Annotated in this window: 13 protein-coding genes, 1 tRNA gene and 1 pseudogene; 11 read left to right on the top strand and 4 right to left on the bottom strand. The window is 34.0% G+C overall.

Annotated elements, in window-relative coordinates; all coding sequences use genetic code 11:
- The first annotated feature begins 93 nt into the window (after positions 1-93).
- From AC6UDA_RS00405 to AC6UDA_RS00375, 7 genes are all read left to right on the top strand, one after another.
- Positions 94-591: a hypothetical protein gene (locus AC6UDA_RS00405; RefSeq protein ID WP_500710340.1), complete on the top strand. Its 498-nt coding sequence runs from the start codon at positions 94-96 to the stop codon at positions 589-591.
- A 160-nt stretch (positions 592-751) separates the two neighbouring features.
- Positions 752-2,080, top strand: a complete 1,329-nt coding sequence (locus AC6UDA_RS00400; protein ID WP_500710337.1) for a D-alanyl-D-alanine carboxypeptidase family protein — start codon at positions 752-754, stop codon at positions 2,078-2,080.
- Positions 2,081-2,178: 98 nt separating this feature from the next.
- Positions 2,179-2,252: transfer RNA gene (locus AC6UDA_RS00395), tRNA-Lys, on the top strand.
- Positions 2,253-2,419: 167 nt separating this feature from the next.
- Positions 2,420-3,538, top strand: a complete 1,119-nt coding sequence (locus AC6UDA_RS00390; protein WP_500710334.1) for a nucleotidyltransferase domain-containing protein — start codon at positions 2,420-2,422, stop codon at positions 3,536-3,538.
- A 3-nt stretch (positions 3,539-3,541) separates the two neighbouring features.
- The gene (locus AC6UDA_RS00385) at positions 3,542-3,973 is read left to right on the top strand and encodes a type II CBASS E2 protein (RefSeq protein WP_500710332.1); all 432 of its coding nucleotides are present in this window, start codon (positions 3,542-3,544) and stop codon (positions 3,971-3,973) included.
- 21 nt (positions 3,974-3,994) lie between these two features.
- Positions 3,995-4,810 (top strand): hypothetical protein, encoded by an 816-nt coding sequence (locus AC6UDA_RS00380; protein ID WP_500710329.1) that lies wholly within the window; start codon positions 3,995-3,997, stop codon positions 4,808-4,810.
- 416 nt (positions 4,811-5,226) lie between these two features.
- Positions 5,227-6,174 (top strand): ThiF family adenylyltransferase, encoded by a 948-nt coding sequence (locus tag AC6UDA_RS00375; protein WP_500710327.1) that lies wholly within the window; start codon positions 5,227-5,229, stop codon positions 6,172-6,174.
- 25 nt (positions 6,175-6,199) lie between these two features.
- On the opposite strand, the gene AC6UDA_RS00370 is transcribed toward AC6UDA_RS00375, so the two are convergent.
- Positions 6,200-6,787: a helix-turn-helix transcriptional regulator gene (locus AC6UDA_RS00370; RefSeq protein WP_500710325.1), complete on the bottom strand. Its 588-nt coding sequence runs from the start codon at positions 6,785-6,787 to the stop codon at positions 6,200-6,202.
- 51 nt (positions 6,788-6,838) lie between these two features.
- On the opposite strand from AC6UDA_RS00370, the gene AC6UDA_RS00365 reads away from it, so the two are divergent.
- Together AC6UDA_RS00365 and AC6UDA_RS00360 are read left to right on the top strand one after the other, a co-directional pair.
- On the top strand, positions 6,839-7,012 hold the full coding sequence (locus AC6UDA_RS00365; protein ID WP_500706058.1) for a hypothetical protein: 174 nt from the start codon (positions 6,839-6,841) through the stop codon (positions 7,010-7,012).
- Between the two features lie 47 nt (positions 7,013-7,059).
- Positions 7,060-8,637 carry an ATP-binding cassette domain-containing protein gene (locus AC6UDA_RS00360; RefSeq protein ID WP_500710323.1) on the top strand — a complete coding sequence of 526 codons (1,578 nt, stop codon included), beginning with the start codon at positions 7,060-7,062 and terminating at the stop codon, positions 8,635-8,637.
- 228 nt (positions 8,638-8,865) lie between these two features.
- Here AC6UDA_RS00360 and AC6UDA_RS00355 read toward each other — a convergent pair.
- The 3 genes and pseudogenes from AC6UDA_RS00355 to AC6UDA_RS00345 all read right to left on the bottom strand — a co-directional run bounded on the left by AC6UDA_RS00355 (position 8,866) and on the right by AC6UDA_RS00345 (position 11,744).
- A pseudogene (locus AC6UDA_RS00355) lies at positions 8,866-9,782 on the bottom strand (L-lactate dehydrogenase).
- Between the two features lie 259 nt (positions 9,783-10,041).
- Entirely contained in the window at positions 10,042-10,458 is a 417-nt protein-coding gene (locus AC6UDA_RS00350; protein ID WP_500699722.1) for a hypothetical protein, read from the bottom strand.
- Positions 10,459-10,604: 146 nt separating this feature from the next.
- A complete protein-coding gene (locus AC6UDA_RS00345) occupies positions 10,605-11,744 on the bottom strand; it encodes a trans-sulfuration enzyme family protein (RefSeq protein WP_500710320.1) in 1,140 nt (379 codons plus the stop codon).
- A 232-nt stretch (positions 11,745-11,976) separates the two neighbouring features.
- On the opposite strand from AC6UDA_RS00345, the gene AC6UDA_RS00340 reads away from it, so the two are divergent.
- Together AC6UDA_RS00340 and AC6UDA_RS00335 are read left to right on the top strand one after the other, a co-directional pair.
- Positions 11,977-12,627 carry a TVP38/TMEM64 family protein gene (locus AC6UDA_RS00340; RefSeq protein ID WP_500710317.1) on the top strand — a complete coding sequence of 217 codons (651 nt, stop codon included), beginning with the start codon at positions 11,977-11,979 and terminating at the stop codon, positions 12,625-12,627.
- A gap of 166 nt (positions 12,628-12,793) precedes the next feature.
- On the top strand, positions 12,794-13,513 hold the full coding sequence (locus AC6UDA_RS00335; RefSeq protein WP_500710315.1) for a nicotinamide mononucleotide transporter: 720 nt from the start codon (positions 12,794-12,796) through the stop codon (positions 13,511-13,513).
- Positions 13,514-13,538 lie beyond the last annotated feature (25 nt).

Raw genomic sequence — 13,538 nt, 5'->3', positions numbered from 1 at the left:
CCAACTAATTCCAAACGGGAGTTAGTTGGTATTTTTTTCGTTTATAGTATAATTTACCTAAGGATTGAATTTAATTGAGAGAAGAGTGTCTATATGCGATTTCTTAAGTCATTAGGTAAGTTTATCTTGGCACCATTGCTTTCGGCTTTGATTGTTTTCGGTAGTTTTCCTGAATTGTTTGCGGTTTTAAACATTAAGACCAGCCTCACCCTTAGTCCCGCCATGTTTTGGATTATTTTAATCTACGGAATGGTGGTGTTCGCCGTAGTTTACGCTTTGTTTTATAACGTCTTGTTTAAAAAGGGTAAACCAAGTTCCACTAAATACAATAAGTACGCATCAGTTGGGATGCTTATCATCAACCTGATCTATGTGGTTTCCGCGTTGCTGCTTGGTTTGATCATGATTGGAATGAAAATGCCACAATTTATTGATTCCATTGTGAGTGGTTTTACGATAATTGGGTTGCCCATTATCCTAATTCTGAACTTAATCGATTTCTTGTGTTATCCAACCAAGAAAACGTACGTAATTAATGGAATTTTCTTTGCGTTTGCCACTATTGTTTATATGATGTTGTGGTGGAACTAATTATCAATATTGAATAACGAAATATTTTGATTGAGCTAATCAGTGATGATTGGCTTTTTATTTTTAATGCCATATTTTGATTATTTTACTAATTTAGTACAATAGACGTATAAGTGTTATCTACAAAAAATATCATTTAATAAAAAGAGGTCATTTAATTTTGAAAAGCAAAAAACATCAATTACTGGCGCTGAGCGTGATATTTTCGCTGGTGTTTTTAATCATGCCGCTGATCTTCAATCCTAGTACGGTCGATGCTAGTAACAAACAGCCGCCCATTTCACAGAATGAAATTAACATAAAGGCCAAAAGTGCCATTGCCGTTGATGCCACCAGCGGCCAGATCATTTATAGCAAAAACGCTAACCAAGAGTTGCCGATCGCATCCGTTAGTAAACTTATTACTACATATATTGTATTAAACCAAATAAAAGCAAAAAAGATCTCGTGGGACAGTAAGGTTAAAATTAGCGCTGGAGTTGCTAATTTGAGTCAGAAACGTGATTTTACCAACGTTCCGTTGAAAGCTGGTCAATCATACACGGTTAAACAACTGTACGACGCGAGTCTGGTTTGTTCTGCTAACGGTGCTGCCATGGCACTTGGCGAATATTTGGCAGGTCCTAACCACGACTTCGGTCAAATGATGAATCAAGAAGTCAAAAAATTGGGAATTAAGAACGGGCAATTCTATAACGCATGTGGATTGGCTAATCATGATTTAGGCGCGCTAAAGAATCCTAAACTAAGTGATGACGCTGAGAATACGATGTCAGCTAGGGAATTAGCTCAATTGTCACAGAAATTAATTACTCGATACCCGCAAATCTTAAAGACTACCTCAATGACCACATTGGAATGGGATGGAAAGACGCACAAGAACACTAACTTACTTCTGGGCCAAACTAATCCATTCAAGATTGACGGATTAAAGACGGGAACCAGTAATACCGCTGGCGAGAATTTTGTGGGAACCGGTACCAGCAACAACGACCGCGTGATTACCGTCGTTTTGGGAGCCCCTAAGGAACAGCGTTTCGCCCAAACTCAATTAATGCTCAATCAAATCAGTCAGAGCCTGGAACCAATTACGATTGGTGACAACGTGATTAAAAATAAAACCGTCAACGTTGTTAACGGACAAAATCCTAAAACTAAAATTGGCTTGACTGCACCTCAAACGTACTGGTTACCGCAGGGTGAAAAATTAAAGACAGACTTTGTCTCTACCAACCACTCTAGGGTTTTCAAAACGCCACTTGCTCCAATTACGAAGGGCGAGAGGGTTGGAACGGTTAACATCCAGGCGTCTCAAAATGAATTAGACTTATTACCAAACAGTTCCATGAGTGTCCCCGTCGTTTACAAATCGACCAATCCAGTAAATGTGATGAAGATGGTCATGGGCGCGATTGAATTACTGGTTATCCTTCTGTTGTTAGTCTACTTAATTCTGCAAATCAGGAAGTTTAATCGACATCGTCGCTAGTAATTAAAATTATGAAGTTTTCATTAATCGACTGCAAAAAGTGTTGTCGGACGTGCTAATATGCATTATACTAGTAAATGTAATTGAGTTTTGCTTGCGAGCGGCTAGCTCAACTTGTTAGAGCAACGAATTCTTTATTCGTGAGATTGAGGTTCAAGTCCTTGGCTGCTCATATAAATGTAAAATAAAATGATTGCCTGGTGGGGCAATCATTTTTTTATATTATGGTATTTTAACTAAGAAAATTAGTGAATTGTTTTATATTCAAATTAAAGTGTTTTATGTTTTGTTATATTATTAATATGTGAATTATTAATAATTAATAGGTGGGATATTAAAATGCTAAATTCTAGAGAACTTTCATTGTTTTATAATAATTTATCAGATACGATCCAATTATCGAAGACAGCCAAAGATAGTATTAAACAAAAATTTAATACATTAACCGAATATTTAAATGATTATTTTGGTAATGACAAGGTAGAAATGTTTCCACAGGGTTCATATAGCTTGGGTACCACTATAAAACCTTTAAATGCAGAAAATGATGATTTTGATGTTGATTTTGTAATTTTATTTAATGATATTAATAGTGAGCCATCTAAAATTAAACTTTCAATTGGCAAAGCATTAAAAGCTAGTGATAGATATAGTAGTAAGATTGATGAAAAAGGACGGGCATGGACAATTACCTATAATAAATCGCATATTGATGTTGTTCCTGCCAGAAAAATATCTGGTAAAACTATATATATTACTAATAAGCGAAGTAATAATGACTATGAATTCTTAAGGAGTAATCCTAAGGGATTTCAGGATTGGTTTAAAGAGAAAGGGAAACAATCTAAAAATTTTTCATCAAGAGAGGACAAATTTACAGCAAGTATTGAAGAACTTCCTGATTATACATATAGGAATAATCTTCAAAAAGTTGTTCAAATATTAAAGTATCACAGAAATGTTTACTTTGAAGGTATGAAAGATAAAAATAAAGTAAAACCTATATCTATGTTAATAACGACGATTGCTGCAGATTTGTATGACGGAAATGAAGATTTATTTTCTTCTATTAAAAATATTGTTATTCAAATTCCTATTTATCTGTATGATCACAAAGATAGTAATGGCAATTATCGTATCTGTAATCCGGTTGAAAGTGATGAAAATTTTACAGACAAATGGATTGAACATCCTGATCGTAAACAAGCATTTATTGACTGGACAAAAAAGTTATATGAAGATTTGATAAAGCAAAGTGAGTCTGAGACTAAAATAGAATTTGCTAATAGACTTATTAAGTCAATTGGGATGCCTGCTCAAGAAGCATTTAAACGAATGGGTGAGAATGATAAATTACAACAATCCAGAGGTAATATATCTTTTAGCAAAGAAAATGGTATAAAATTGGGCGATCCAAAGAATAAGAATGTTCCTAAAAATACTTTTTATGGGAATTAATAGATGATTAAAAATAAAAAAGAAACTTTAGCTAGCATGATAACTAAATTCAAAGATTTGAAAAAAGTTACTAATGGAAAAGGATATATAAATTCAAATTATAAGAAAAAAAACTTTAAATTAATATTCAATATTAAACCTACTTCAAGTAGTAATTCATATAAAATTAGTTTTTTTTATAAAATTGGCGGTAAGTTTGAAGTCTGGGCATATGGAATTAAAGAATATCCATATAGTAATGAAAGGTGTCCACATATGTATCACTATAATACTGAAAAGCATGCTGCTAATTTATGCTTATATTATTATTATGACGAATACGATCGTAAATTATTGTTAACGAAAAATGTCCTTCCATGGATATATGAATGGTTATATTTTTATGAACTATTTGTTATTACAGGCGTTTGGTATGGTAATGGAATTGAACCATAATAGCAGAAAGAAAAATAAATGATGTCAAATGATTTTTGGAATTTTTTTTGGAATGAACTTTTACTTCCTATTATTTGTTATGTTATAGGTTTTATAATTTTAATATTATGTTTTTTTAATAGAAGTTTGTGGATAAAGATTATGGCTGCTCTGCCTGTTATGTTAGTTAGTATAGTTAATTTTATTGCTATTTTTCCAAAATGGTTTTCTGTCCCTGCGTTTTTTTTGGTAGAAAATAGTGCAATTTGTTTATGTTTGAAAAAACGTAATAAAGATAAAGTGTTTCATAAAAATGGAATTGGATATTTGAATTTCCCATACTGGCTAATTACATTGATGGGATTTTTATGTGGATATAATATAATTAACACACAAAACATACCTATCTGGGTACAATTTAAGATATATAAATCATCATATTGGGGAGTAGATTTAAAAGATCTTGATAGTTCTGAGGCCAAAGTTCAAGTCAATTTTGTAGAGGGTGTGAGTGGGAAAATAGTTAATTTATGTCTTGAAGATACTTATTCTCTTGACGGAAAATTAGGTAAAAATATAAAAAAGTATGATACTTATACAGTTAAAATAAATAATCCTCATGAAGATATAAGCTCTAGAATGTATAATAAGAATTTTATTGAAAGGGTAAGTAAAGTAATTAAAAAAATATATAAAAGTGATTATGATGTAGTAAATATATTTTCAAGCACTAATCCCAACCATACTAAAAAAATTGTTGAAGAAAATTTCAAAGTTGATATTCGTGAAAGAAAGTTAAAAATTATAGTTTATCAAGATAATAAAAATCATATTTATGATAAGGGTCATAAAATATAATAATTGTTCGTTAATAATAGAAAATTAGCGAACAATTATTTTTTATTATCTTTAATTAGTAACTTGTCTTACAATGCTAGACCACTAATTAGTTATTTTATATGAGTTAATTAATGTAAATGTAACGTTTTAGTAGACAATAATTATCTAGTGTTACGTGATGGGAGCTTGGTTCATTAGTAATTACATAATATGATAAACAAGAATTATTTGACGAATACTAATTCAAATAATTCTAGTAAATAATAACTTCTAAAGATGGGAGGTGTTTTAAATGCATATCCAAACTGTTAAGTCATCATCAGCAATTCGTGAAAACTGGTGTTTAATTGCACACTAGTATAAATGAGCCTAGGAAAGTTTTTCTAGGCTCATTTATTATTTTTATGTAATGAAAGGGTATTATTATGTTTTTTATGAAACAGATTGGCTGGTATTTAAATAATCATAATCGTTTATTTGTTTATTATGGCAATCCATATTTGCAAAAAGAAATTATAGCAGACGATAACGTTAAAATTTTTAAATTCATTGAATCATTTAATTGTCCGATGGACAAAGAAAGATTAAATGATAAATGTACATTTTTATCTAATAAAGAGTTCGAAGATATATTTAATTATTTCGTAGATAATAAATGGGTATACAAATTATCATGTAAAATATCAACTAATGATATTAGATTAAGTAGGTTTATTGATTCTTATCCTGGGGTTACTTTTGCAGATTATAAAAGAATTGTATCAAATGTATCGATACTAATTTTAGGGTTAGGTACAGGTGGTAGTTATCTTCTAGAAACTTTATCTAAACTAGGTTTTAATAACTTTATATTGGTGGATGGGGACAAGATAGAAGAAAAAAATATTGAAGCGCAAAACTATTCTTTAGATGATGTTGGAAAATATAAAGTTAATGTGATTGATGAAAAATACTGCAATAAGGTAAATATAACTACAATTAATAAAAAAATATTTTCATATAATCAATTGGCTAAACTAGTCGATTTGTCGAATATTGATTTTTTTATTAATTGTGCAGATGATTTTGAATTACAAATAAGTTTAATGAAGTCTTTGTTTTTAAATTATCCATCAATAAAAATGACATATGGTGGCTATTCATTCTTACTTCATACCGATGATCTGATAACAAAAAATAATTATAATGAACTCATTAATGATGCAATTAAAGATAGAAATTCAATTATTACTAGGAATTATATTAGTGAGAATTCGGGCTCCATATTAAATGGATTTTTAAGTGCATTTGCTATACCAAAGATGATAATAGATGATTTGTTAGAAATGCCAAAAACCAAATTTTTAGGTAATTTATTCTCAGATAATTATACAATGAACTAACTTCTAAATAATGTTATGAAAAAAACTAATTAAAATATAACGCTACGATGAAACTAATCGTCATTGTAAAGATATGGATGAAGACGCCGATTGTATCTGGAATTGCATATTTGGTTGATAGTCCTGGCTCGATGGAAATCATCCCGACTAAAAGAGTAATTGAAAAGAAGATGATTGAAACTAGAACAATTTTCATTAGATTATGTTTATTTTTAGTGATTGTTATCCATTTATGATAAGTAACAATGTAACAACAAAGGTTGATTACTAAGAATGGGGTTACCCATTCAAAATGAAGATGAAAGGGCTTAAACAAGTTCATTATGCTTAACAGCAAAAATAAGATGTTTGCGTAATAAAAAATAGTGGAAATATTAAAATGCTTTTTTGAAACCGTCTGATTATTAGTAGTTTTTACGTTATCTTTTAATAAATTATCAACTGATACATGATAAAGGTCACTAAGATCAACTAAAGTTTCGGCATCAGGATAATGACGTCCAGTTTCCCAGCTGGAAACGGTTTTTCTAGAAACATTTAATTTTTTGGCAACGTAATCTTGGGTTAAATTATTTTTCATACGAGCATGTTTTAATTTTTTAGAGAGTTCCATTGTTAATCTCTTTTCTACTAATAATTAATAAATAATTGGAGGAATATTAATATGAAAATAAGTGAATTTAAAATCATTATTTTGTTTGTTATTTTTGCTTTAGTTTTATTGATATTATATACGTCATTATGTGATGTTAGTAGCTTTAATGTTTTTAAAACAAATCTAGCAATGATATTTAAATCATCAGGTTGGCTAAAGCATATTGGAATTAATTTTATTTAGAATAAATATTTTACACACCTTTTACATTAATAAGGAAGGTCGTCTCCATGTTACGTTACGAATCTAAAACTAACTTAATATTGTTAAACATCACTGCCATGATTGGAAGCTTTGATAATATTATCATTGCTTACGTAATTAGTTCTCTGATTGCATTTGCCACTAAAAGAAACTTAGATGGTGTTCCAAGATTCGCTATCAGTGCGACCGTGTTTGCCATTATTGTGTTTGTCGCTACGATTTGTCGAAATTATTTTGAGTCCAAATCTAAGCAACAAATTAATGAAAATGTAAGGTCCAAATTATTTAATAACATGCTTTACTCTCATGAGAATAGTGATAAATATCTTAGTTTTTTGACGAATGATTATAAATTATTAGAAACTAATGGGATTAATTCTGAGTTGCAAATCATGAAATATAGCTATTCAATCATTTTTTCAGCCATATCGTCTTTACTCTTAAGTTGGGAAATCACCCTTTTATTTGTCATCGGGGCTTTGATGCCCATGGTTATTTCTCATTTTACGCAAAATGGTATCAAAAGCGCTTCTATGTTGTGGTCTTCAGCTAGTAAAAATTATTTAAATAACATAAAGAACTTAATCGATGGTAGGGATACTTTACAGATTTACAATGGTGAGCAGAATGCGGCAAAAAAGAATCAAGTTGATACTCATACACTTGAAAAATCACTTTTTAGTCTTAATTTCATCACCAGTAATGCCAACACGATCGTTGAATTTTCGGGGATGATATTTAGTCTAGTTATTCCGTTTGTTTTTGGAATTGCATTAGTTATTAGTGGTCATCTTCAATTAGCAACTTTCTTTGCTGTAGTTCAGTTATCGAACACGATTACAGGGCCAAGTATGGATATCATTCAGCTAAGGAATCAGATTATTTCGACTAAAGACATTAAATCAAAAGTCGAAAGTATGATGAAACCAGTTGAAGTTGACAATCTAAATGATGAAAAACGTTTTTATGAACTGACGCTGAACAACGTTAATTTATCCATTGGTAATAAGCTGATTTTAAGGGATCTCACATTTAACGTTCAAAATGGTGAAAAAGTAGCTATTATTGGTGAATCCGGTTCGGGGAAGTCTTCCTTATTTAAATTAATTTTAAATGATCAATTTCAATCTCATGGAGAATATTCTATTAATAGTTGTTTGATCAATCTCCATAACATACGTAAATTTCAAGATTTGTTTGGGTATATTAGCCAGGATACCTATATTTTTGACGATAGTTTCCTGTACAACATTACCTTTGGAAAAAAATCAAAAACTAATATAAATGAAGTTATTTCTAAAGCTGGTCTGACTAATGTGGTAAAAAAGTATGGAATGAATTTTATGCTTGGTAGTAATGGAATTAATTTATCTGGTGGTGAAAAGCAAAGGATCGGAATCGCAAGAGCTTTATACACGGATCGACCTGTGATTCTGGCGGACGAAATTAGTTCGGCATTAGATCAAAAGACAGCCAGTGAGATTCATAATATTTTATTGAAGTCGGATAAAACCCTGATAGAAATTATTCACCATTATAGTCAGAAGGATTTAGCTAGATACGATAAAGTAATTGATTTGAACGATTATAGTGCCACGATTTAGTGAGTTTATTTAAATTGACACCCAACCATTTATTCCATATAATAAAAAACGAGAAGAAATCTCTAACTTTTTTCTCATCGCAAGTTGGATGCGATTATCATAGGTGAGTTAGTCCACTATGATTGGCTTTTTTATTATTACGTCTGCTGTGGCGATTTTAATTGCTGACAGTATTAAAACACACCGTAACTGCTAGAAAATCTAGTGGTTATGGTGTGTTTTTATTTCTTAATTATATTTTTCAATGTTCTTTTTGATAAAGTTGGCGGAAGCTTGGAGTTTGTCTTTCTCTTCATCGGTTAAATCAAGTGGGACATCTTCAATGATGCCGTCTCTTCCAACTACAACTGGATAGGAGAAGTATACGCCATAGTCGGAACGGTAGTTTGAGACTGGCAAAACGGTGCGTGCATCAGAGAGAACGGTGTTGGCGAGCCGTACTGCAGCACTGGCCACCCCATAACTGGTGTAGCCTTTACCTTGCATTACTCTAAAACCGCCGTGGCGCGCTTCCTGGTCTAAGGTGTCGAGGTCAAGATGACGACTTTTGGCTAACTTTTCGATTGGTTGGTCAAGAGCCCGAACGGTCGACCATGCGGTAAATTGGGAGTTACCGTGCTCACCAAGGTTGTAACCAGTGACTGAGCGTGAATTCCTAGTTTTTCACCAACGGCACGTTTCATTCTGGCAGAATCTAGGAGTGTTCCCGTTCCAATAACGTGCTTTTTTGGTAAACCAGTAATTTGTTGGTACAACTGGGTAATCACGTCCACCGGGTTGGTAATGGCAATTAGAACGCCATTAAAACCAGAATCACGAATCTTAGGTGCGACCTCTTTGACTTGTTCGATGTTGTAGGATAATTCGGCGAAACGATTGTCACTGTCGTTATTTGACAGTTTAATCTTACCAAGGGCTGAGATAACAACGTCAGCGTCCCTTAAAGCATTGTAATCATTCACAATGATATTGGTGTGAAAGGGTAAATTAGGCATGCCCTCCCGAAAATCAATTGCGTCAGCGTTGACCTTGGCGTCGTTTTTATCAATCATTACTAAGTCATCGGCGAAACCGTTCACAACGATGTAATTTGCCACCGTTGATCCCACGTGACCGTCACCAATGACTCCAATTTTTCTAGTCATAATATGCCTCCCATTAATTATTTGGTTTCAGTTTAACAGATTGAGGTTGATTGGGAGTAAAAAAAGTTGGATTGACATTTATGCATTTATCACATATAATAATAGTGTAATAAAAAAGGAAGAGATATTGCGCATCTCTTCCAAGCGCGTATTTCAGGTGCGTTAATTTGGGTAAGCTAATCAGTGATGATTAGCTTTTTTTATTATATATGGATATTAAAGCGACCCGTTAATTTATCGTTTCCAATAATTAACTTTATTAGTATTTATTAATTAGCTTATTAGGATTATTTAATTCGTTAAATTCATTTTGATTTAAGTGGATAATGCCATTTCCAATCATTGGAATTCCGCTCACTTTTGCGATCTTATAATTTGAATATACGGTCAAAGAAGTTTTAATATTGTGTTTGCTTTCATGACTTACATATTTATAGCTTACTTTAGCATCCTTAGGAACCCTTTCTTTTTTTACTGAATTATAGTTTTTATCTATTTTTGAAAGAATATCAGTGCTTTTATGACCCTTTGCCGTTTCAATAACTTTGTTATTTGCATCATATACTTTTAAGTAATCTTTCCCGGAGCTATTTAACGAGAAATTCTTACATCCACTTAGAATAAACAACATTGTTACGCAAAGAATTGGAATTACAAACTTTTTAGATAAATTCATAACTTCCTCCTTGTTTTTTAATAATTTTACCGAAGTTAGAATAATTGTCAATATAAGTTAATTTGGTACCTCATGATTAAAAAATATTGTTCGGCAAAATAAAAGAACTAGCATATTCGTATCTAAATATGCTAGTTCTTTACTTCCTAAATTTTATCAAACGCCTGCTTCAAATCGTCCAGTAAATCTTCCTTATCCTCAATCCCAACTGACAAACGAATCAGACCGTCAGCAATTCCGTCCTTTAAACGTTCTGCTCTTGGAACGGAACCATGGGTCATGACCGCAGGAACCTCGATCAAGCTTTCAACACCACCAAGACTTTCGGCCAAGGTGATGATTTTCAAACTTTCGACAAACGTCTTCGCTGAAAGTCCTGGTTGGAGTTCAAACGAAATCATGGGACCAAAGTTACGCATCTGTTTCTTTGCCACTTCGTAGTTCGGATTGTCAGGATCACCAGGATAGTAAACCTTCGCAACTTTGGGTTCATTTTTGAGAAAATCAAGAATCGCATTGGTGTTATCCTGGTGAACCCGCATGCGAGCACCCAGCGTCTTAATGCCACGTTGAACCAACCAACTGTCATCAGGACCAAGGGTACTACCGATGGAATTCTGCAGGAAGGCCAACTGTTCGGCAATCTGGTCATCGTTAGTAACGGCAACGCCCGCCACGACGTCACTGTGTCCACCGAGATACTTTGTAGCTGAGTGAACCACCACGTCAGCGCCCAAATCCAACGGGTTCTGATTATAAGGGGTCGCAAAGGTGTTATCAACGATGGTTTTGGCAACGTGTTTTTTCGCCATTTCGGATAATTTATGAATGTCGGCTACCGTCAGCAGTGGGTTCGTAGGGGTCTCAAAGTAAATGGCCTTAGTGTTGGGCTGAAAAGCAGCTTCAACGGCATCAGTATCCTGCATGTCAACGGCCGTGAACTCAAGTCCGAAACGTTTCATTACTTGATTAATTAGACGAATCGTCCCACCATACAGGTCTTGGCCGACAATGATGTGATCACCCTTGGAGTACATCGAGAGGATGGTGTTGATGGCAGCAGTCCCCGAACTAAAGGCAAAACCAGCGGTTCCGTTTTCGAGTTCTGCCATCTGGGTTTCAAGGGCGTACCGGGTCGGATTGGCCGTCCGTGAGTATTCCCAGCGTGGATTCCCGCCAAGCTTAGTTTGTTTGAAAGTTGAGGCGCGATAGACCGGGACGGAAACGGCTCCCGTTTCCTTGTCACCAGTGATGCCTCCGTGAATTAATTTTGTGTCAATGTGCAAAGTAAATACCTCCTTGAATGTGACTATTAGGATTGATTATAGACTAGTGATGAAAGTCAGAAAAGAAATGGCATTATCGAATTTAATTTTGTAAAATCGGTTTTATCGTTTCGTGACATGTGTTAGAATCTCCCTATTCAATTAATGTTAGGGGAAGTTTATCATCATAAAAAAATTAGAAAACAAGAAAATCGTATACTGTCTTTTAGCGATTATCGTTGTTATTGGATTAGTGATTCTGTTTAAAGATTATTTTCCACAGATTCGGATGTTTTTTGATCCGAGTCAGAGGGGCGTGGCCGTCAAAGAAATTCATGAGCATGGGGTCATTGATGCGGCTCTGTTTTTAATTGTTTTAACGTTTGCGACGCTGTTACCGTTTGTTCCTTATCAAGTAATCTGTGTGCTAGCCGGTATTTGTTTCGGGAACGTTTTGGGCTTTTTTATTAATTTAATTGGGTTAACCCTTGGTGGACTATGCAGTGTTAAGTTGATTAAGTCCGTCCGTAATATCGCAAGTAATTATCGAGATAAAGAATTGAGTTTTAGTAACGTTAAGCATCCCTTTATCATTCTGTGTATTGGTTATGCCATCCCGTTCTTCCCCGTTTATTTAATTAGTTACGCGGCTTCACGGTTCAAAATATCACGCAAACTACTGTTTCTGGCGGTTGTGATTGGGTCAATTCCACAGTCAATTATTTATATTGTTGGTGGGATGTACATCATTAACGGTAGTTTGAAGCGAATTGTCGGCGTCCTAGTTGGTGCCATCCTGTTTATTATTGTTTTACACATGGTCATTAATCACTTTACGAATAAAGATAGTTCTAAGAATAAGCATCAAGAAACAGCGAAAGATAGTCAAAGCAAATCGAACTAGATTAATTAGGCAATCCATCCGGGTTGTCTTTTTTTACGTTCAAAATTTGGCTTCTAGTAATGATAATGGTGTTATAATCAAGCCGTTCAATTGTTTGTAACAAAAAACTAAATAACGAGGGTTGCTTCCGATACGCCTCGCTAAAAACAATGAGGAGATGTTCATAATGTTACATGCATTAGCAAAAAGTCGATGGTTTGACCTAGTTGGAGTCGCAATCGTGGTGATTGCGTCGATTGCGAGTGGTTATCTGACGGAGAATCTGGCAGACGTCACGCACTGGGGCTCCTGGGTGGTCTTTGTTCCGTTTGGAATTATTTCGATCGTAAACGCCGTCCTCTCCATTTATTCAACGCGTTTAACTGGGAGAATGAATAACCTCGGCAATGTGATTGGCATCATTAACGTGGTGTTGTCCGGCTTTATTGACTACGTTTTAGGTAATAAAGCGGCGGTCGTTACCTATCCGGTGACTTTCATCATCTACACGTTTGCGATTAATAAGTGGATGAAGACCGCTAAGTACAAGGCGACCAAACCGTATACGGGAATCAAGAAGTGGGTCGTCATGACCAGCATTTTACTTTTGAGTCTCATATTTTCGTTTGCGGCCAATTTAGTGGGGTGGCCTAATGGTTACACGCATTTGTTATTCTGGATTGTTGTGATTGCGTTTGATTTGTCGCTGACTGCGAACATTTTAAACGCCATGAAACTGACCGTTCAGTGGAAGTACTGGTTCGTCTACAATCTGATCCAGTTACTAAAAGCCATCGTGCAGGGCAACTTCGCAAACGTTGGCAAATACATCTATTACATTATTAACTCGATTTGTGCGCTTGATTTCTGGGAGAAGCCAATCTTGAATCCAGCAAAAATTAAATAATTAAGTAAGGGGAATCCATTTATTT

The organism is Fructilactobacillus sp. X8R4C1 (assembly GCF_059900905.1).
Note: the sequence above shows the minus strand (reverse complement) of the source record. Positions and strands in the feature narration are given on the sequence as shown.